Consider the following 20,891-nt stretch of genomic DNA (forward strand, 5'->3'; position numbering starts at 1 on the left):
GCCCGGACGGTGTCAGCGGAGACTCTTGCCCTCTTGTGACGAGTTCATGGCGGCTCTGTTGCATCCGCCCCGGAATACACCCGCACGGCCCTTTCGCTGGTTACGGTCCTGCCGTCCGGTCGATAAACGATCATCGGAAACCGTATTCCGGAGGAGCCCCGTGCGCGCATCCCGCCGCAGCAGAGTCATAGCGGTCCTGGCCGCAGCCCCCGTACTCCTGGCGGCGGCCGGTCCCGTCGCCGCCCACCCGCACGCCGGCAAGGACCCGCACCGGCAGGCCGAGCGGCTCGCGAGGAAGCTGGTCGCCCGGACGTCGGGGGAGAGCGCCTACCGCCATCTGGAGGAGTTCCAGAGGATCGCCGACGCCCACGGCGGCAACCGCGCCGCGGGCACCCCCGGCTTCGACGCGTCGGCCGCGTACGTCTACGGCGAGCTCAAGAAGGCCGGGTACGACGTCGCGTACCAGGACTTCGACATCTACGAGTCCAAAACCCTGCGCGAGAAGCTCACTGTCCGCGCACCCGGGCCGCGCGAGCTGAAGACCACCGCCTTCGACTTCAGCAAGGCGACCCCGGCGGGCGGCCTCACCGCCCAGGTGAAGGCGGCCCGCGTCGACGCCACCCCCGGCTGCGAGCTCGACGACTACGCGTCGGGCTCCTTCGCCGGGAAGATCGCCCTGGTCAAGCGCGGCAACTGCACCTTCGTACAGAAGGAGGCCGTCGCGGCCCGGGCGGGCGCGGCCGGGATCATCCTCTACAACCACTCCGGTGACGCCCCCGTCCACGGCACCGTCAGCGACCCGGCCGAGGCGCACATCCCGGCCGCCGGCATCTCCCTCGCCGACGGCGAGGCGCTGGCGGCCCAGGTCGCCGAGGGCGAGGTCACCGTCACCCTGGACGTCGCCACCGAGACGGTCGCCCACAGGACCCGCAACGTCATCGCGCAGACCAGGAGCGGCGACGCGGACAGCGTGGTCGCCCTCGGCAGCCATCTGGACTCGGTGAAGGCCGGGCCCGGTATCAACGACAACGGCTCCGGCTCGGCCGGTCTTCTGGAGGTGGCGCTCAGGCTCGCCGAGGAGACCAAGCAGACCCGCAAGCACCCCAAGCCCCTCGCCAACAAGGTGCGGTTCGCCTGGTGGTCCGGCGAGGAGCTGGGCCTGCTGGGATCCGAGCACTACGTCAAGTCCCTGACGCAGAAGCAGAAGCAGCAGATCAAGCTGTATCTGAACTTCGACATGATCGCCTCGCCCAACCCGGCCGAGCTGGTCTACGACGGCGACGACTCCGACCGCACCGGCGCGGGCGCGGGCCCGGCCGGCTCCGCCCAGATCGAGCGGCTCATCAACGGCTACCTCGACACCGCGCGCGTCCCGCACTGGGGCACCGACTTCGACGGCCGCTCCGACTACGGCCCGTTCATCGAGCAGGGCATCCCGGCCGGCGGCACCTTCACCGGCGCCGAGGGCCTCAAGACCGAGGAGCAGGCGGCGGGGGCGGGCGGCGCGGCGGGCAAGCCGTACGACGCCAACTACCACGCCGCCGGTGACACCCTGAAGAACATCGACCGCAGGTACTTCGACCTCAACATCGACGTCATCGCCCACGCGGTCGGCACCTACGCCCAGGATCTGAGCTCCCTCAAGGGCTGAGCCGGGGGCCGTACGGAAGAAAAAAGGGGGCCCGGCGTTCTCGCGAACGCCGGGCCCCCTCGTACCCGCTCACTCCGTTACGGCGTGACCTTCTCGATCACGACGCTGCCGGTGCCCGCGGCCGTGCCGCGCGCGTTGACCAGCTTGACCTCGCCGAAGAACTGGCGTCCCTCGGGCGCCGCGCCGGCCACCACGACCTGCGCGCCGACGGTCGCCGTGGCGCCGTTGGCCAGCTTGACCGCCTTCGACTCGTCGACCTTGACGGTGCCGAGCGACGGCGCGTAGTACACGTCGCGGTAGTTGTACGTGGTCGTACCGGACGGGACCGCGTAACCCGCGACCTGGATCGTGTACGTGCCGGCGGCCGGCTTCAGCAGGCTGACGGCCTCCTCGGAGTCGCCGTCCGCGGACGAGCCGACCTGCACGCCGTCCTTGAGGACCGCGAGGTCGAGGTCGGCCGCGGTGTCCGAGACGCCGCCGATGGCGACGTCGAGGCGCTCCACGCCCTCGCCGATGGTCAGCGTGCTCGTCTGGACCTCACCGGCCTTGATGGTCGGCCTGGCGACCTTCGCGGAGCCGAGCGAGCCGCCCTTGAGCTTGCCGTCGATGGCCGCGAACCCGTTGGTGACCTTCCACTCGACCGGGGCCGAGGCGCCGATCTTCGCTTCCGGCACGGTCTTCACCGCCGGGTCGAAGGCGGCACCGAGCACCGCCACGTCCAGCTTGTACGGGTTGTCGAGGTAGGGCGACGTCCGGCGCGACTCGACCTCGATCTCCCACACGCCGGCCTGCGGGTCCGCGTAGGAGCGCAGGTCGGGGCGGCAGGTGTTGGCCGGGTTGTCGTAGTTCGGGTAGCAGTTGGGCGTCCCGGTGTCGTCGACCGGCACACCGTAGGGGTGGATCGCGATGAACCGGGTCTGGCTGCCCGAGCGCAGCGCGCCCATGGAGACCTCAAGGGCCTTGGCGCCCGCCGGGACGGTCACGAAGTACGACTTGGTGCTGTTGCGCTGCACCGAGGACGAGTCGGTGAACGTGTAGGCCGGCTTGGCCAGCGGCTTGGCGACGATCACGGTGGCGAGGATCTGCTGGTCCACGCCCTTGGTCCGCTTGTCGTCGACCTCCAGGATGGCGCTGTGCACGCCGGCCGACTTCGGCTGCGCCTGCACCTTGACGGTGACCGGCTTGTTCAGCTCCAGCGCGACCTCGTCCTTGCCCAGGACCTTGAAGGTGCCGTCGTTGTTCCTGAACGACAGCTTGTGCTTCACGGCCTTGTCCGGGCCCGTGGTGCGGGTGACGGTGACGTCGTACGTCTTCTTCTCGCCCGCCTTGAGGCCGCCCTCGCGGTCGTAGACGCCGGTGCCGAAGCCCGGGGTCTTCAGCGCGGCGTCGATCGCGGTCCTCACCGGCGCCTTGACGGTGTACTCGTGGGCCGTCGCACCGTCCTGGATCGCGTCCCAGGCGTCGACGATGTCGATCAGGCCCGCGCCCTCGGCGTACGCCTGAACGCCCTTGATGTGCTTGGCCGTCGACGTCAGCGCGGTGCGCAGGTCGGCCGGGGCCAGGTCCAGGTGCTTCTGCTTGGCGGCCGACAGCAGCAGGGCCGCGGCGCCCGTCGCCTGCGGCGAGGCCATCGAGGTGCCCTGGAGCATCGAGTAGCCGGCCGGCAGCGAGTAGCCCGACTCCCTGACCGGGGAGCCCGGCAGCCACGTCTGCGTGGTGTTGATCGCGGCGCCGGGCGCCGACAGCGTCGGGGTGAAGCCGCCGTCCTCACGCGGACCGCGCGAGGAGAACGGCATCATGTCGTACTTCTTCGACACGTTGGAGCCGTAGTTGGCGGCCCAGGTCTGCTGCGAGATGCTCGCGCCGACCGAGATCACGTGGTCGGCCAGGCCGGGGTCGCCGATGGTGTTGACGCCCGGGCCCTCGTTGCCGGCCGAGATGACCAGCTGGACGCCGTAGGTGTCGATCAGGCGCTTGTAGAGCTCCGCGCGCGCGTTGTTGCCGTCGTTGAGCGCCGGCAGACCGCCGATCGACATGTTGACGATGTCGACGTGGCGGTTGGTGACCAGGTCGATCATGCCCTCGGTCAGCGCGATGTTGGTGCAGCCGCCGGACCAGTTGCAGGCCCGCGAGGAGACGATCTTGGCGCCGGGGGCGGCGCCGCTCATCTTGCCGCCGAACAGTCCGTTGGCGGCGGTGATGCCGGCCACGTGGGTGCCGTGCTCGGACTCGATGATGCCGATGTTGACGTAGTCGGAGGTGTGCCCGGCCGCGTCGTACTTCACGTTCTTGCGGATCTCGACGGTGAACGGCATCCGCTCGACGACGTCGGTGACGGGGTTGTCCGTACCGAAGTAGCCGACCTGGTAGCCGTCCTTGTACGGCTTCATGGCCTCGTCGTCGGTGAAGTCACCGTTGTTGTTGAGGTCCACCCGCACGGTCTGGGCCACCGGGTCGTAGAGCACGCCCCAGGTGTCGGTGGTGTCGCCGTCGCGGTTCACGTCGCCCTTGGCGTCGCCGCCCGCGGTGACCTTCTCCGAGAACAGGCTCACGTCGTAGCTGCCCGCCGGGGCCTTCCAGGTGCGGCCCTGGTAGGTGAACTCCGGTCCGGAGACGGCGGTGTTCATCCGGCGCCAGGTGCCGTCGGCGTCGGCGACCGGGTCGGTCGCGGTGACCCAGTCGACGATCTTGCGCTCGCCGGTGGTGGTCTTCTGGAGCGCCGGGTGGCCCAGGTCCACGCCGGAGTCCAGGACGCCGATGGTGATGCCGCGGCCGTCGGCCTTGGGGTGCTGCTTGACGAAGTCGACCGCGCCGGTCTCGAAGGACGGGTTGTACGGGTTCTTCGCGGGCGTGTCCTTGCCCGGCGCCGGGTACGAGCCCGAGAGCGACCGGCGCGGGGCGGCGGCGCCCTTGGCGCTGTCGGCCGAGGGGGTCGGGTCGTCCAGCTGGATCTCCTGCTTGAGGTCGATCCCGTGGACGGAGGGCAGCTTGGCGGCGGCCTTCAGGGCGGACTCGGCGGTGCCGGTCGGCAGGGTGGCCCGGACGTAGCCGAGCTTGTCGTCGGTCTTGCCGACGGTCGCGCCGGGCACCGAGTCGAGCTGGTGCGAGACGGCGCCGGTGGCGCCGGGGGCGGTGGCGACCATCACGGTGACGGTCTTCTCGCCCGCGGCCCGGGCCTCGGCGAGCCGCTGCTCGTCGGCGGCGCCGAGCTTGTCGGCCGGGGACTTCGCCGGCGTGGACTTCACCGGGGCGGGAGTGGGATCGGCCGTTTCCGCGGCGAAGACGGGGGCCGCGCCCGCGGTGATGAGCGCGGCCACCAGGCCTGCCGCGGCCACTATTCGGGCCGTGCGTCTAGCGCCGGGTATGGCGCGCGGCGATTCGGAGGTCATCTGCATCCCTAGTGGTCAGAAAGGGTCCGGAATACGGTGCCGGATGACCGCTGAGCATTTCCTATATGACCGTTGTTTGTGGAGAGTTGACCGAGCCCGGAATCGGACATGGCGGGATCCCGCCATACGCCATCGGGGCCGAGACGGGGTGAACCGGGGCGAACCAGCACGCGCGGAACCGGGCACGGTGACGGCCCGCCTTCGCACGGTTGCCGCACCCGGCCGTCGAGCACCGGCCGATCGGGGGCAGGGGCCGGGCCGCGTACGGGACCGGGATTAGGCCGAAACCCGCTCAACCGCGTCCCGCCGGGCAACTCCACCGCCGGCGGCCGGGTCCTGTCCGCCGACGGCGCCGCCCTGGGCGCCGCGGGCACCAGGAGAGCGCATGCCGGTACGTACGGGCAGGAGAGTCAGGACCGCCGCCCTCGGGATGGCCGTCGCCGCGGGGATCACCGCGACCGTGTGCGTGGCCCCGGCCTCGGCGCGGCAGGCGCCGCCCGGTCCGTCCCACCGGGCCACCCAGCAGGCGATGCAGGCGGCCGTGCGGGACGGGGTGCCGGGGGTGGTCGGGACCGCCCAGGACGGCGGGCGCGTCTGGAACGGGGACGCGGGCGTCGCCGATCTGCGCACCGGCCGCGAGCGGCGGAGCGAGGACCGCTACCGGGTCGGTTCGATCACCAAGTCGTTCGTGGCCACCGTGGTCCTCCAGCTCGAAGCCGAGGGCAGGCTGAGCCTGGACGACACCGTGGACCACTGGCTGCCGGGCGTGGTGCGCGGCAACGGCCACGACGGCACGAGGATCACCCTGCGCCAACTCCTCAACCACACCAGCGGCATCTACAGCTACGACGAGGACGAGGCCTTCGGGCAACGGGTCTTCAGCACGGACTTCCTGCGCCACCGCTACGACACGTACACCCCGCGGCAGTTGACGGACATCGCGATGCGGCACGCCCCGGACTTCGAGCCGGGCACCTCCTGGCACTACTCCAACACCAACTTCATCCTGGCCGGCATGGTGATCGAGAAGGCCACCGGCCACTCCTACGCCACCGAGATCGAACGCCGCGTCCTGCGCCCCCTCGGTCTGCGCTCCACCTCGCTGCCCGGCACCGACGCCCGGATGCCCCGGCCCAGCGGCCGGGCCTACTCCAAGCTGTCCGTCAAGACGACCGGCACGACGTACGACGTGACCGCGCTCAACCCCTCGATGGGGGGCTCGGCCGGTGAGATGGTGTCGGACTCCGCCGATCTGAACCGCTTCTACCGGGCCCTGATCACCGGCATGCTGCTGCCGCCGCGCCAGCTGAAGGAGATGACCACCACCGTCCCGGTGGGGCCCGAATCCCCGGACAACCGCTACGGACTGGGTCTGATGACGACCCGGCTGCCCTGCGGCACCGAGGTCTGGGGCCACGACGGCGGCATCCACGGCTCCACGTCGGTGGCGGTCACGACGAAGGACGGGCGCCACTCGCTGGCGTTCAACTTCAACAACGACTGGTCCGGCGACGCCTCGGCGGTCGTGCGCGCGGAGTTCTGCGGCACGGCACCGGTGGCCAAACCCATGAAGTGACCGTGCGGTGCTCCCCCGTTCACTGGGGGAGCACCACCACATACGCGGCGGCCTCCCGGTCCGTCGACGCCATCAGGGCGGTGCGGACCACCGTCGCCTGCTGCTCCATCGACTCGCGCAGCTTCCTCGGCGTGAGGTGGACGACGGTGATCCCCAGCCGCTCCAGCGTCTCGCGCTTACGGGCGTACTCGCTCCACAGGTCGTCCTCGGCCCCCTCCTCGCGCCGCCGGCCCTGGCGCGGCGCCCGGGTGTCGAGCTCCACCGCCACCGCCTGGTCCGGCCAGTAGGCGTCCACGCCCCCGATGTGCGGCCCGCCCGGCAGCCGCAGGTCCACGTTCCACAGCGGGTCGGGCAGACCGTGGGCGCGCACCATCTCGTAGAGGCGCCCCTCGGCGATGGCCCGGCCCTCGGCGAGCAGCGAGTCCACCGCGTCCACCACATGCGCCCGCGTCAGCAGCCGCGCCCGCGTCAACTCCCTTACCACGGCCGCCGGTTCGCAGTGGCCGCCGCGTACGGCCTCGGTGAGCAGCCGGCGTACCGCCTGGGCGTCGGTGAGCTCGTCCACCGCGTCCGCCAGGGCCCTCGGCACCGGCGCCACCGGCACCCCGTCCACCGCCTCGGGCACCGGCATCACCGGCGTCCGCACCAGCCGCACACAGCCGGTCGAGCGCAGCCGCCGGGTGCGCGGCACCAGGACGTCGATCCGGTCGAGGGAGAGCAGCGGGGGAGCGGAGGAGAAGCGGTGCAGGGCGAGCGCGGCGAGACCGGTGACGACCGCGTCGACGGGCGCGGCGTGCGCCTGGCCCTGGGCGGGGACCGCCCTGGCGCGCTCGGGGGCGGGGCGTCCCGCGTAGAGCAGGGCCGCGTGCAGCCGCTCCTCCCCGGTGGGCGGTCCGGGGTGCAACACATAGACGCCGGGCAGCAGTTGCTGCCAGGGGCCGCCGGGGCGGCACTGGGCGGCGGCGGTGGCGGCCGGGACGCCGTGGGCGCGCAACTGGGCGGCGGAGTAGACGCGGCGCTGCACCTCGGTGAGGTGGCTGAGGGGGCGCGGGGAGAGCGGTGAGGGGGTCTCGCCGCCGAAGGTCGGGGTGTTGTGGTTCATGCCCGGGGTGTTCCGCGCCCGGAGCGGCCCTTAACCGCTGTTACACGCTCGTCGACAATTCCGGACAAGCCCGTCCTAAAGTACGGGCGTTCGAGTGCCGATCGGGGGGCCCGTCGCCGGGCCCCCGATTCTCCTCAGCGGGCGCCGGCCGCCGCGTCGCAGGCCTGGCCGCGCAGGGTGCGGGCCAGGTCGTCACGGGCCTCCAGGACCAGTCGGCGCAGCGCCGGGGCCGCGTCCTGGTGTGCCGCCAGCCACTCGTCCGTGGAATCGAGCGTCGACCGGTTGTCCCGCAGGCTCGGGAAGAGCCCGCGCACCACGTCCATACCGATCTGGATGGACCGCTCGGTCCACAGCCGCTCGATCGCCTCGAAGTACTTCGGCGCGTACGGAGCGATCAGCTCGCGCTGCGAGGACTGGGCGAAGCCCGCGATGGTCGCCTCCACCAGCGCGTTCGACAGCGTGTCCGACTCGACGACCTGCGCCCAGGCCTGCGCCTTCACCGCGGCCGAGGGCCGGGCCGCCAGGCAGCGCACCTGGTGGCGCTTGCCCGAGGCGGTGTCGTCGCGGGCGAGCTCGGCGCCGATCACCGACTCGTCGGCGCGGCCGTGCGCGGCCAGCGGCTCCAGCAGGACCCAGCGCAGCTCCTGGTCGACCTCCAGCCCGTCGATCTTCGCCGTCCCCGCGAGGAGGCCCTCCAGGAGCTGGAAGTCGGCGTCGGTCGTCGCGGTGGAGGCGAAGAAACGGGCCCAGGCCAGCTGGTGCTCGCTGCCCGGCGCCGCGATCCGCAGCTCGCGCAGCGCGCCCTCGGCCAGCAGCCGCCCGCCCTCTTCGCGCCACTCGGGCGCCGCGTAGTGGGTGTGCGCCGAGAGGGTCCAGGCGTGCAGCATCTGGAGCACGCCGATGTCCGTCTCGCGCCCGGAGTGGGCGAGGACCAGCTCGACGAAGTCCCGCGCGGGCATCAGCGCGTCCCGCGTCAGGTTCCACAGCGCCGACCAGCACAGCGCGCGGGCCAGCGGGTCGGTGATGTCGCCGAGGTGCGCCCGCAGGGTGGCGAGCGAACCCTCGTCGAAACGGATCTTGCAGTACGTGAGGTCGTCGTCGTTGACGAGGACCAGCTCGGGCCGCTCGGCCCCGGCCAGCTCCGCCACCACCGTGCGCGGGCCGTCCACGTCGACCTCGGCGCGCGCGTACCGCACGAGGGCGCCCGCCTCGGCGCGGTAGAGGCCGACCGCCACGCGGTGCGGGCGCAGCGTCGGGTGGCTCTCGACGGCCTCCTGGACCACCGCGAGCTCGGTGATGCGGTCGCCCGCGTCACAGGTGACCTGCGGGGTGAGCGAGTTGACGCCCGCCGTCTGGAGCCAGGACCGCGACCACGCGGCCATGTCGCGCCCGGAGACCTCCTCCAGGACCGCCAGGAGGTCGCCGAGGCGGGTGTTGCCGTAGGCGTGGCGCTTGAAGTAGCGCCGGGCGCCCTCCAGGAACGCCTCCCGCCCCACGTACGCCACCAGCTGCTTGAGGACCGAGGCGCCCTTGGCGTACGTGATCCCGTCGAAGTTCAGCTTGGCGTCCTCCAGGTCACGGATGTCGGCCGTGACCGGGTGGGTGGAGGGCAGCTGGTCGGCGCGGTACGCCCAGGACTTGCGGCCGTTGGCGAAGGTGATCCAGCCGTTGTCGAACCTGGTCGCCTCCACCTGGGAGAAGCTGCCCATGAAGTCGGCGAACGACTCCTTCAGCCACAGGTCGTCCCACCAGCGCATGGTGACCAGGTCGCCGAACCACATGTGCGCCATCTCGTGCAGGATGACGTTGGCACGCCGCTCGTAGGCGGCCCGGGTCACCTTGCCGCGGAAGATGAACTCCTCGCGGAAGGTCACCAGGCCCGGGTTCTCCATCGCCCCGAGGTTGTACTCCGGCACGAAGGCCTGGTCGTACTTGCCGAACGGGTACGGGTAGTCGAACTGGTCGTGGAAGAAGTCGAAGCCCTGCTTGGTGACGAGGAAGACGTCGTCCGCGTCGAAGTGCCGGGCCAGGCCCTTGCGGCACATCGCACCGAGCGGGATCTCCAGCGTGCTGCCGTCGTCGAGGGTGCGCGTGTAGGTGTCCGTCACGTAGTGGTACGGACCGGCGACCACGCAGGTGATGTACGTGGAGATCGGCGCGGTCTCGGCGAACCGCCAGACGCCGTCCCCGCCCCGCTCGCCCTCGCCGTTGGACCACACCGTCCAGCCCTCGGGGGCCTGGACCTCGAAGCGGTAGGGCGCCTTCAGGTCGGGCTGCTCGAAGTTGGCGAAGACCCGCCGGGCGTCGGCCGGCTCGTACTGGGTGTAGAGGTAGACCTCGCCGTCCTCCGGGTCGACGAAGCGGTGCATGCCCTCGCCGGTCCGGCTGTACGCGCAGTTGGCGTCGACCACCAGCACGTTCTCCGCGGCGAGGTCGGCGAGCGCCACCCGGGTGCCGTCGAAGACCTCGGCCACGTCCAGCGGCTTGCCGTTGAGGGTGACCGCGTTCACCGACGGCGCGACCAGGTCCGCGAAGGAGCCGGCGCCCGGCCGCGCGCAGCGGAACCGGATCGTGGTGACCGAACGGAACGTCCGCGGCCCGTCCGGGGCGTCCCCGACCGCGGACCGCAGATCGAGGGCGACCTCGTACCCGTCGACGGACAGCAGGTCGGCCCGTTCACGGGCCTCGTCGCGGGACAGATTCTCACCGGGCACGGGCACTCCTTCGTGTCTCGTTCGAACACCGCTGATCCTGCCATGCCCGCCCGGCGCCGGACACGCGGGAATGCGCCGGGCCGCCGCGGGCGTTCCCCACCGTGAGCCACCCCGCGTTGCCCCGATGAGGAGAGACATGTCCCAGACCACGACCCGGACCGGGAAGACCCCCGTCGACTTCTGGTTCGACCCGCTCTGTCCCTGGGCCTGGATGACGTCCCGCTGGATGCTGGAGGTCGAGAAGGTCCGTGACGTCGAGGTCCGCTGGCATGTGATGAGCCTGGGCGTCCTCAACGAGGACAGGCTGGACGAGCTGCCGGAGTCCTACCGCGACTTCCTGGTCAACCGCTCCTGGGGCCCGGTGAAGGTCGTCATGGCCGCCCAGCAGAAGCACGGCGAGGAGGTGCTGGGCAGGCTCTACACCGCGCTCGGCACCCGGGTCCACAACCAGGACCTCGGCTCGGGCCGCGAGGTCCTGGTCGCCGCCCTGGAGGAGGCGGGCCTGCCCGCCGACCTCGCCGACTACGCCGAGGTCGACAACAGCGCCTACGAGTTCGACGCCGAGCTGCGCGCCTCCCACAAGGAGGGCATAGACAAGGTCGGCCAGGACGTCGGCACCCCGGTCATCGCCGTGCCCGGCGCGGACGGCGAGCAGATCGCCTTCTTCGGCCCGGTCGTCACCCCGGCCCCCAAGGGCGAGGCCGCCGGACGGCTGTGGGACGGCACCCTCCTGGTCGCCTCCACCCCGGGCTTCTACGAGATCAAGCGCACCCGCACCCAGGGCCCGATCTTCGACTGACCCCGGCCCCGGCCCCGGCCCCGCTCCCGGCCCCGGCGGGCCACCGGCTCGCCGGGGCCGGGTGTGCCCTCACCCGTACAGCGCGGCCAGGCGCGGCAGGCGTCTGGCCATCTCGCCCAGGTCGTCGAAGTCGAAGTCCCAGCCGGGGTCCAGCTCCGGGTAGCGGATCGTGAAGCTGTCGCCGGGCAGCTTCTCGCCGGTGGCGGCCAGGTGCGCGTTCCAGGCGATGGCGAGCGCCTCCTCGCACTCCACCTCCCAGCCCTCGACCGCCGCGTCCCGCACGGCCGCGACGCCCGCGAGCCCGTCCGGGTCGGCCACCGCCCCGTCGAACACCTCGCGCCCCTGCGCGATCAGCCAGCCCCGGAAGTAGTCGAAGGCGTCGTCCGAGCACCCGCCGTTGATCGTGTACGCCGCCGCCCAGAGCGGCTGGCGGTAGGAGGCGGCCATCAGGTCCCAGAAGACCTGCTGGAACGCCACTATCTCGGCGGCCGGCCGGGCCGCGAGCAGGGCCGCGGCCCGCGCCGCGACCGCCTCGGCGTCCGCCGCGTGTGCCACCTGCGCGCGGGCGTCGTCGATGAGCGTCCAGAACTCCTGTGTGTCCATGGCCCGAGCATGGCACCCGGCACTGACAACGGCCCCGGCGCGCAAGGGCGCGGGACCGGCGAACGGCCCCCGCGAGTCACGTCCTCGCGGGGGCCGTCCGTATTTCCGCCCGCACGTGAAAGGTGAGAAGACGATCACGAGCAGGACGACACGGGGTCCCTAGGGGGCCAGCAGCAGGGTGTTCCCGGCGGTCCTGGCGGTGGCGTAACGCTTCGCCACGTCCTGCCAGTTGACGACGCGCCACATCGCCTCGATGAAGTCCACCTTCTGGTTCTTGTACTGGAGGTAGAAGGCGTGCTCCCAGGCGTCGAAGACCAGGATCGGGGTGGAGCCCTGGCCGACGTTGCCCTGGTGGTCGTAGATCTGCTCGACGACGAGACGCCCGCTGACCGGCTCGTACGCGAGGACGCCCCAGCCCGAACCCTGCGTCGTCGCCGCCGCCTTGGTCAGCTGGGCCTTGAACTTGGCGAAGGAGCCGAAGGACTCGGCGATGGCGTCCGCCAGCTCGCCCACGCCGTCCTTCTCCAGCGGCTCGCCGCCGCCGTCACCGGTCATGTTGTGCCAGTAGATGGAGTGCAGGATGTGGCCGGAGAGGTGGAACGCGAGGTTCTTCTCCAGACCGTTGACCGAGCCCCAGGCGTCCTTGTCGCGAGCCTCCGCGAGCTGCTCCAGGGTGTCGTTCGCGCCCTTCACATACGCCGCATGGTGCTTGTCGTGGTGCAGCTCGATGATCTCCGGGCTGATGACGGGTTCGAGCGCGGCGTAGTCGTACGGAAGTTCAGGAAGCGTGTAGATGGCCATGTCCGAAGCCCCTCCGACTGCTTGTTGCAACTGATATGCAAGTGCACGCTATCAGCAGATACATATGGCCGTAGTCGAGGAGGCCCAGCGAAAAGCCCCGCGTCCGGAGGTCTCGGACCTCCGGACGCGGGGCTCTTCCGGCGAAGGGGCGCGGGTTCAGGCCGCCGGACGGGCCGCCATCCGCTGCCGGACGTACCCGAGCACGGCCAGGACCACGGTCAGCACACCGGTCGCCATCAGCTGGTCCCGCGTGTCGGACTGGCGGGCCATCAGGACGAAGATCGCGGCCATCGCGGCGAGCGCCACCCAGGTCAGCCCCGGGTACAGCCACATCCGCACCACCAGCCTCTCCGGCGTCTCGCGCTCGGTGCGCCGGCGCAGCAGCAGCTGGGAGACGGCGATGAAGATCCAGACCACCAGGATCACCGCGCCGATCATGTTCAGCAGCCAGGGGAAGACGTCGTCCGGCCGCCAGTAGCTCAGCAGCACGCACCCGAAGCCGAAGACCGAGGAGCACAGCACCCCGACGCGCGGCACACCGCCGGAGATCCGGCCGAGCGCCTTGGGGCCCTGGTCCCGCTCGACCAGCGAGTACGCCATGCGCGAGGCGCCGTAGATGTTGGCGTTCATCGCGGAGAGCAGGGCCACCAGGACGACCACGTTCATGATCTGCCCGGCGCCGTCGATGCCCAGGTGGTCGAGGGCCGCCACGTACGGGCCCTTCGCCACCACGGTCTTGTCGTTCCACGGCACCAGCGTGACGATGACCGCCATCGAGCCGATGTAGAAGACCGCGATGCGCCACATCGCCGTACGCACCGCGCGGGCCACGCCCTGCACCGGCTTCTCGGACTCGGCCGCGGCGATCGTCACCGTCTCCAGGCCGCCGTACGCGAAGACGGAGGCGAGCAGTCCGAGCACCAGGCCCTCGGAGCCGTTGGGCAGGAACCCGCCCTCGCCGGTGAGGTTCGAGGTGCCGGGGGCGGGGGTGTCCGGCAGGACGCCGAGGATGGCGAGCAGGCCGAGGACGAGGAAGAGGGTGATGGCCGCGACCTTGAGCGCGGCGAACCAGAACTCGAACTCGCCGAAGTTCTTCACGGCCGCGAGGTTGGTGGCGGTGAACACCAGCATGAAGAGCGCGACCCAGGCCCACTCCGGCGTACCGGGCAGCCAGACCGTGACGATCTTCGCGGCGCCGATCCCCTCCAGGCCGACCGCCACACAGAGCAGCACCCAGAACGACCAGCCGGCGGTGAAACCGGCCCAGGGCCCGATGGCCCGCTCGGCGTGCACGGAGAAGGAACCGGAGGCGGGGTTGGCCGCCGACATCTCGCCCAGCATGCGCATCACCAGCATGACGAGCGCGCCGGATATGCCGTAGGCGAGGACGATGGAGGGCCCCGCGGCGGCGATGCCCGCGCCGGAGCCGACGAAGAGCCCGGCGCCGATGACGCCGCCGAGGGCGATCATCGAGAGATGGCGCTGCTTGAGACCGTGGGTGAGAGGGGAGTCGACCTTCGGCGGCGCGTCGGTCGTCGCGGGCGCGTTTGTCCGGGACATGGGCAGGCCCTGTTCAGTAGCTGAGACGGGGGGCGGGAGCCACAGTCTGGAGGCGGCTCCGCTCAGAGGGAACACCAGACCGCTATCCGGACACTCGACTCACACAGCGTGAAGCCCTGCGCACAAGTCGCACACGGAATGCGCACCTCCGGCCTCGTGGGTCCCGCCAAACCCGCCCGTAACTACCGACCTGACGATCGGTCGGCCGACGGACCGCCGGATTCGGCCCGCGCCCGCCACTCCCGTACGAGAGCGACGGCCAGCACCACGGCCGTCGCACCCGCCGACCACAGCAGCTGGGGCCGGGCCCCGTCGTCGAAGAGCATCAGCACCAGCACCGCCGCCATCGCCGCGAGCGCCGCCCAGGTGAGCCACGGGAAGGCCCACATCCGCAGGGTCAGCCGCTCCGGGGCCTCGCGCTCGATCCGCCGGCGCAACCGCAGCTGCGAGACGGCGATCAGACCCCAGACGAACAGCAGCACCGCGCCGACCGCGTTGAGCATGTAGAGGAAGACCGAGTCGGGCCACTCCAGATTGAGCAGCACCGAGACGAACCCGAAGGCCACCGACGCCAGCACCGCGCGCCGGGGCACCCCGCCGCCCGACACCTTCAGCAGCCCCCTCGGCGCCTCACCGCGCTCGGCCAGCGAGAAGACCATCCGGGACGAGCCGTACAGATTGGCGTTGAGCGCCGAGAGCAGGGCCACGAAGACGACCACGTTCATGATCTGCCCCGCGCCGGGGACACCGATGGAGTCGAGCACCGCGACGTACGGGCTGTGCCCCGGCCGCATCGAACCCCACGGCAGCAGGGTCACGATCACCAGCATCGAGCCGACATAGAAGAAGAGGATGCGCCACACCGCGCTGCGCACCGCGCGCCCGACCGCGCGCACCGGGTCGTCCGACTCGGCCGCCGCGATGGTGACGACCTCCAGGCCGCCGAAGGCGAAGATCACCGCGAGGACCCCGGAGACCACGCCGTCCCAGCCGTTGGGCAGGAAACCGCCCTGCCCGGTGAGGTTGGCGAACCCGACCGGATCGGTGTCCGGCAGCACCCCGAAGACCGCCAGCAGCCCCAGGACCAGGAACAGGACGATCGCGCCGACCTTGAGCGCGGCGAACCAGAACTCGAACTCGCCGAAGTTCTTCACGGCCGCCAGATTCGCCACGGTGAACACCACCATGAACACCAGCACCCACGCCCACTGCGGCATCCCCGGCACCCACCCGTGGGCGATCTGCGCCGCGCCGGTCGCCTCCACCGCGAGCACGACGACGAGCAGGAACCAGTAGAGCCAGCCCACACTGAACCCGGCCCACCGCCCGAGGGCCCGCTCGGCGTGCACCGAGAACGAACCGGACGCCGGCATGGCCGAGGACATCTCCCCGAGCATCCGCATCACCAGCATGGCGATCGCGCCCGCGATGAGATACGAGACGACGATCCCCGGCCCCGCCACCGCGATCCCGGCGCCCGACCCCACGAAGAGACCTGCGCCGATCACCCCGCCCAGGCCCAGCATGGTCAGATGGCGCTGCTTCAGCCCGTGGGACAGCGGCTCGGGCTCCACCGAGGCGGTGTCGGCGGCGGTGGCCCCGGCCGTGGTCTTGCCGTCGTGCATGGCGCTCGTTCTCTCGGATCAGCGACTGATCGTTTATGGGGAACCTACAGTCTCCCCGAGTCCGCGCCGGATCCGCAAAACCGTACGTACTCCTCATCGGCGCAGTGACGAGAGTCACCCCGTCGGACGGAAGCAGTCCGGCCTTTGTGCGATCTCCACCAAGGCCCCAACCGCCGCTTTGTGGGCCGCTGATGGTGATCCAGCGAGAATCCCTCGGCTAACGTCACCGTGTCCCTTGCATGTATCTCGCTGCCCGTCCCCGAACCCGCGGAGCCCACGATGGCCACCACTGTCACTGCCCCTGCCGCACCCCGCACCGGAGGTACCGGCAAGGTCCTCGCCGACCTGCTGCCCGGCGCCCGCACCCGGGACGCCGTCCTGGTCCTCGGCGGCGCGGCGCTCACCGGCCTGGCCGCCCAGATCGCGGTGCCCGTCCCGGGCTCCCCGGTCCCCGTCACCGGCCAGACCTTCGCGGCGCTGCTGGTCGGCACCTCGCTCGGCGCCCGCCGCGGCTTCCTCTCGCTCGGGCTGTACGCGCTGATCGGCATGGCCGGAATGCCGTGGTTCGCGGGCGGCACCTCGGGCGCGGGCGGCGCGTCCTTCGGCTACGTCCTGGGCATGCTGCTCGCCTCCACCGTCGTGGGCGCGCTGGCCCGCCGCGGCGGCGACCGCTCGGTGCTGCGCACGGCGGGCACGATGGTGCTGGGCTCGGCGATCATCTACGCGGTGGGCGTGCCGTACCTGGCGGCCTCGGCCGACGTGTCCCTGACGCGCGCGGTGGCGCTCGGTCTGACGCCGTTCCTGCTCGGGGACGCGCTGAAGGCGGCGCTGGCCATGGGGGCGCTGCCGACGGCGTGGAAGTTCGTGGGCCGCAAGTAACCGGTACGACCGCATCCGGTACGACGCAGAGGGGCCCGGCCGCGCGACGAGCGCGACCGGGCCCTAGGTACGTCCGCGTCCTGGTCCTCGTCCCTCAGCGCATACGCCTGCGGTGGTGATGGCGGCTGTTGGCCCACCAGATGCCGGTGGAGCCGACGAAGAGGAGCAGGCAGGCGGCGGCGAGCAGCGGCAGGATGCCGTCGTTGACGCCGGTCCTGGGCAGTTGGGCGGGCGGAGCGGGGGAGGGGGTGCCAGGTGCGGTCGGGGAGGGGCTCGCGGAGGCGCCGGGCGGCGCGGCCGGCACGTTGTCGGTGCCGAGCAGCAGCGGGGTGTCCGGGGCGTTGGGGGTAGGCCGGGTCGTACCGAACGGGACCGGCCCCTGCTGCCACAGCAGTTTCCCGCCGGCGCCTTCGGTGCCTTCGGTGACGGGCAGGCAGATCTTCCCGGTCCTGTTCAGATCATAAGTGGCCGCGATGGTGAACGATTTGTCGGCGCCGGCGCCCAAGTTGTCGATGGCGCAGGCGAATCCGGTGTTCGTCCCTTTCGGCAGTTTGTTCTCGGGGACGGTGGCGCATCCGTCGACGCCGGTGATCCGCATACCGTCCAGGCCGAGGACGGTGAGGGTGATACGGCCGGTGTCCTTGGTGCCCTTGTTGAGAATCTTCGCGGTGAGCGCGGTCTTCCCGGAGGAATGGGCGACCCTGATTTCCTTCGGCAGTTCGGTGGAGATCCCGAGCCCGGCCGGAGCGCTGGGCCCCGGCGATCCGCCCTGGTCACTGCCGGGTGTCGGATCGGCCGCGTGAGCGACCGCCCCCCAGGGCAATAACAGCGCCCCGGCGAGAAGTCCGGCGGCCAGAGATCCCCGGTGTTTCTTCGAACGCATTTCCATCCCCCTCAGCCGAGTTGAGCGGCCGATGTACTGAGAGCAGTGCTGAGAAGGGTCCCACAAGATTTCGCGGAATTATGCTGTGATGGTGGCAAGTTCGTGTTTCTGTCCTGGGTGCGCCAGGTACTGAGGGGGCGGGCGGTAATGCCGGGAATCCGGGGGCTGTTGGTCGCGGGGCGATACCGGCTCGACGCCACGATCGGCCAGGGCGGAATGGGGCGCGTATGGCGGGCGTTCGACGAAATCCTCGACCGCCAGGTCGCCGTGAAAGAGATGCGGATGGGAGATCTCGACGCCGAGGACAGCCGCATCCGCCGCGAACGCACCCTGCGCGAGGCGCGGGCGACGGCCCGGATCGACCATCCGAACGTGGTGCGCGTCCATGACGTGGTGGAGGAGTCCGACCGCCTCTGGATCGTGATGGAACTGGTGGACGCGCGCTCCCTGGAGCAACTCCTCATCGAGGACGGCCCGGTGGCCCCGCGTGAGGCGGCGCGGATCGGCCTGGGCCTGGTGGAGGCGCTGCGGGAGGTGCACGCGGTGGGAGTGCTGCACCGGGACATCAAGCCGGGGAACGTCCTGCTGGCCCGGACCGGCCGGGTGGTCCTGACCGACTTCGGCATCGCGGCGATCCAGGACGCGACGGCGCTGACGGTGGCGGGGATGCTGGTCGGCTCGCCGGACTACATGGCGCCGGAACGGGTGGGGGGACGCCCCCAGGGCCCCGCGTCGGACCTGTGGTCCCTCGGGGCGACGCTGTGCGCGGCGGTGGGGGGCCGGTCCCCGTTCGCCCGTGAGACGACCCTGGCGACGCTGCACGCGGTCCTGTACGAGGAGCCCGAACTCCCGCCCGAGGCGGGCCCGCTGGCTCCCGCCCTGTCGTCCCTCCTGGTCAAGGACCCCGCCCGCCGCCCGGACCTGGACGCCCTCGCGACGCTCCTGCTCCCGACGGCGGCTCCGCCGACGGTCCTGTCCCCGAGCCCGCATCCCCCCACGGTGGCGGTGTACGCGACCCCGCCGGAACCGCCGCGCCCGGCGCCGGGGGAGGGTGCGGGGCGGAGCCCCGAGGGGGGTGAAGCACCGGCGGACCAGCCTCCGCCCGCACCGGAGGCACCCCCACCGGGCCCGGGACACAGCCCCGAGCGGGGTTCGGGGGGCGAAGCCCCCGCGTGGGGGTTCCGGGGCCGGGCCCCGGGGAATCGGCCGCAGACCGGCCCCCGGACGTCCGCCCAGGGCTTAGGGGCCGGGTGGGGGATCCGCCGCCGTACCGCCCTCGCCGCCGCCCTCGCCGTCACCGCCGCAGCCGCGACCACCACCCTCGTCCTGACCACCACCCACCACCAGGACCACCCCGCCCCGGCCGCGACATCCACCCCCACCGTCGCGGGCACCTCCCGTCCCCCCGGCACCCGCAGCGAAACCGGTTTCGCCTGGGCGCCCCCCGCCGCGTGGACGCGGACCGCCAAGAGCCCCTCCAACATCCACTACCACGCCCCCGGCGGAAAACAGGAGATCGCCGCCTCGTACGCACTCGTACGCGGCGGCGATCTCCTCACCCAGTGGCAGCAGGCCGAACAGGGCTCCCACGACGTCCCGGGCTACCGCGCCATCCGGCTGGAGCGGACCACCTTCGACGGCCGGCCGGCCGTCGTCTGGGACTACTACTTCACTCAGGACGGCGCCCCCTGGAAGGCCCGCCAGACGGGCTTCGACGAGGGCGGCAAGTCGTACCAGCTCAACATCTGGTACCTCGCCGCCACCGAGGACGAAGCCCTGCGCACCTACTCCGCGGTGACCTCGTCCTTCACACCGCTCTGAGCGACGGCGCCGCGCCGGGTGAAGTCCCGTACCAGCGCGATGGCCACGACCACGGCCGCCACCAGCAGCGACAGCAGCACCTGCTTGCGCCCGGCGTCGTCCGTCAGCATGTACACCAGCACGAACGAGATCATCGCGATCGTCGCCCACGTGAGGTACGGGAAGAGCCACATCTTGACCGTCAGCTTCTCCGGCGTCTCGCGCAGGATGATCCCGCGCATCCGCAGCTGCGTGAAGCAGATGACCAGCCACACGAAGAGCGCGACCGCGCCCGAGGAGTTCAGCAGGAAGTCGAAGACGGTGTCGGGCCACTTGTAGTTGAAGAAGACCGCGACGAACCCGAAGAGGACCGAGCAGAGGATGGCCGCCTGCGGCACGCCCCGCGCGTTGGTACGGGCGAAGGCGCGCGGCGCGTCACCGCGCTGGCCGAGCGAGAAGGCCATACGGGAGGCCGTGTACAGGCCGGAGTTGAGACAGGACAGCACCGCGGTCAGCACGATCACGTTCATGATCTGCCCGGCGTGCGGGATGCCGATCGAGTTGAGCGCGGCGACGTACGAGCCGTCCTTGACGATCGCCGGGTCGTTCCACTTCAGCAGGGTGAGCACGACGAGGATCGAGCCGAGGTAGAAGACACCGATACGCCAGATCACGCTGTTGGTGGCCTTGGTGACGGCCCGCCGCGGGTCCTCGGACTCACCGGCGGCCAGCGTGACGATCTCGCTGCCCATGAAGGAGAAGACGACCATCAGCACACCGGTCAGGACGGCCCCGGCGCCCTTCGGCATGAATCCGCCGGCATCGGTCAGATGCGCGAACCCGTCTCCGGGGTTGTCCGAGCCGGGAAGTATGCCGAAGACGGCCAGCAGCCCGATGGCGACGAAGGCGCCGATGGCGACGACCTTGATCCCCGCGAACCAGAACTCGAACTCGCCGTACGAGGAGACGGAGACGAGGTTGGTGGCGGTCAGCACGATCATCACGATCAGTGCCCAGCCCCACTGCGGGACCGCCCCGACCCAGCCGTGCAGGATCTTCGCCCCGGCGGTCGCCTCGACGGCGAGCACCACGACCCAGAAGAACCAGTAGAGCCAGCCGATGGAGAAGCCGGCCCAGCGGCCGAGCGCCCGGTCGGCGTAGGCGGAGAACGAGCCGGAGGTCGGCCGTGCGGCGGCCATCTCGCCCAGCATGCGCATGACGAAGACGACCATCAGGCCGACGAGCGCGTACGAGAGCAGGATGGCGGGACCGGCGGCGGCGATGCCGGAGCTGGAGCCGACGAAGAGCCCGGCGCCGATGACACCGCCGATGGCGATCATCGACAGATGACGGTTCTTGAGACCGGCCTGGAGGCCGTTGGAGCCGTGCGGGGCGCCGACGACGGGGGAGTCGGGCGTTCCGGGATCGCCCGGTCGGCCGTCTTCCTTCGCAAGGGAGGGTTGCGAGGTCATGGACGAATCCTTAGGTCTAAGGGTCGCTCGGGTTACG

14 protein-coding genes are annotated in these 20,891 nt (G+C 71.2%); 5 read left to right on the forward strand and 9 right to left on the reverse strand.

Features of this window, described 5'->3' with window-relative positions; translation table 11 throughout:
• Positions 1–160 precede the first annotated feature (160 nt).
• Positions 161–1,651 (forward strand): M28 family peptidase, encoded by a 1,491-nt coding sequence (locus ACZ5ID_RS16530; RefSeq protein ID WP_468897921.1) that lies wholly within the window; start codon positions 161–163, stop codon positions 1,649–1,651.
• A 77-nt stretch (positions 1,652–1,728) separates the two neighbouring features.
• Here the strand turns inward: ACZ5ID_RS16530 and ACZ5ID_RS16535 are convergent, their stop codons facing one another.
• Positions 1,729–5,046, reverse strand: a complete 3,318-nt coding sequence (locus tag ACZ5ID_RS16535; protein ID WP_468897923.1) for a S8 family serine peptidase — start codon at positions 5,044–5,046, stop codon at positions 1,729–1,731.
• Positions 5,047–5,425: 379 nt separating this feature from the next.
• Here ACZ5ID_RS16535 and ACZ5ID_RS16540 point away from each other — a divergent pair, with 379 nt between their 5' ends.
• Positions 5,426–6,616: a serine hydrolase domain-containing protein gene (locus ACZ5ID_RS16540; RefSeq protein WP_468897925.1), complete on the forward strand. Its 1,191-nt coding sequence runs from the start codon at positions 5,426–5,428 to the stop codon at positions 6,614–6,616.
• A 19-nt stretch (positions 6,617–6,635) separates the two neighbouring features.
• Here the strand turns inward: ACZ5ID_RS16540 and ACZ5ID_RS16545 are convergent, their stop codons facing one another.
• Together ACZ5ID_RS16545 and pepN are read right to left on the reverse strand one after the other, a co-directional pair.
• Positions 6,636–7,718, reverse strand: coding sequence for a hypothetical protein (locus ACZ5ID_RS16545; RefSeq protein ID WP_468897927.1), 1,083 nt, complete (start codon positions 7,716–7,718; stop codon positions 6,636–6,638).
• Positions 7,719–7,852: 134 nt separating this feature from the next.
• Positions 7,853–10,432 carry an aminopeptidase N gene (gene pepN, locus ACZ5ID_RS16550; RefSeq protein ID WP_468897929.1) on the reverse strand — a complete coding sequence of 860 codons (2,580 nt, stop codon included), beginning with the start codon at positions 10,430–10,432 and terminating at the stop codon, positions 7,853–7,855.
• A 136-nt stretch (positions 10,433–10,568) separates the two neighbouring features.
• Here pepN and ACZ5ID_RS16555 point away from each other — a divergent pair, with 136 nt between their 5' ends.
• On the forward strand, positions 10,569–11,231 hold the full coding sequence (locus tag ACZ5ID_RS16555) for a DsbA family oxidoreductase (RefSeq protein WP_468897931.1): 663 nt from the start codon (positions 10,569–10,571) through the stop codon (positions 11,229–11,231).
• Between the two features lie 69 nt (positions 11,232–11,300).
• Here ACZ5ID_RS16555 and ACZ5ID_RS16560 read toward each other — a convergent pair whose 3' ends face one another.
• The 4 genes from ACZ5ID_RS16560 to ACZ5ID_RS16575 all read right to left on the reverse strand — a co-directional run bounded on the left by ACZ5ID_RS16560 (position 11,301) and on the right by ACZ5ID_RS16575 (position 15,820).
• On the reverse strand, positions 11,301–11,834 hold the full coding sequence (locus ACZ5ID_RS16560) for a DUF4240 domain-containing protein (protein WP_468897933.1): 534 nt from the start codon (positions 11,832–11,834) through the stop codon (positions 11,301–11,303).
• 159 nt (positions 11,835–11,993) lie between these two features.
• Complete coding sequence (locus tag ACZ5ID_RS16565; protein WP_468897935.1) at positions 11,994–12,635, reverse strand: superoxide dismutase; 642 nt, start codon at positions 12,633–12,635, stop codon at positions 11,994–11,996.
• A 156-nt stretch (positions 12,636–12,791) separates the two neighbouring features.
• Positions 12,792–14,195 carry an amino acid permease gene (locus ACZ5ID_RS16570; protein ID WP_468897937.1) on the reverse strand — a complete coding sequence of 468 codons (1,404 nt, stop codon included), beginning with the start codon at positions 14,193–14,195 and terminating at the stop codon, positions 12,792–12,794.
• A 182-nt stretch (positions 14,196–14,377) separates the two neighbouring features.
• Positions 14,378–15,820, reverse strand: coding sequence for an amino acid permease (locus tag ACZ5ID_RS16575; RefSeq protein ID WP_468897939.1), 1,443 nt, complete (start codon positions 15,818–15,820; stop codon positions 14,378–14,380).
• A 279-nt stretch (positions 15,821–16,099) separates the two neighbouring features.
• Between ACZ5ID_RS16575 and ACZ5ID_RS16580 the strand changes: the two genes are divergently transcribed.
• Positions 16,100–16,699: a biotin transporter BioY gene (locus ACZ5ID_RS16580; RefSeq protein WP_468897941.1), complete on the forward strand. Its 600-nt coding sequence runs from the start codon at positions 16,100–16,102 to the stop codon at positions 16,697–16,699.
• Between the two features lie 94 nt (positions 16,700–16,793).
• Here ACZ5ID_RS16580 and ACZ5ID_RS16585 read toward each other — a convergent pair whose 3' ends face one another.
• On the reverse strand, positions 16,794–17,582 hold the full coding sequence (locus tag ACZ5ID_RS16585) for a hypothetical protein (RefSeq protein ID WP_468897943.1): 789 nt from the start codon (positions 17,580–17,582) through the stop codon (positions 16,794–16,796).
• Between the two features lie 147 nt (positions 17,583–17,729).
• Between ACZ5ID_RS16585 and ACZ5ID_RS16590 the strand changes: the two genes are divergently transcribed.
• Positions 17,730–19,403, forward strand: a complete 1,674-nt coding sequence (locus tag ACZ5ID_RS16590; RefSeq protein ID WP_468897945.1) for a protein kinase domain-containing protein — start codon at positions 17,730–17,732, stop codon at positions 19,401–19,403.
• On the opposite strand, the gene ACZ5ID_RS16595 is transcribed toward ACZ5ID_RS16590, so the two are convergent.
• Positions 19,367–20,854, reverse strand: a complete 1,488-nt coding sequence (locus ACZ5ID_RS16595) for an amino acid permease (RefSeq protein ID WP_468897947.1) — start codon at positions 20,852–20,854, stop codon at positions 19,367–19,369. The two genes, ACZ5ID_RS16590 and ACZ5ID_RS16595, sit on opposite strands and share 37 nt — an antisense overlap.
• Positions 20,855–20,891: the final 37 nt, after the last annotated feature.

The sequence above is a fragment of the Streptomyces sp. NPDC031670 genome (assembly GCF_055580545.1).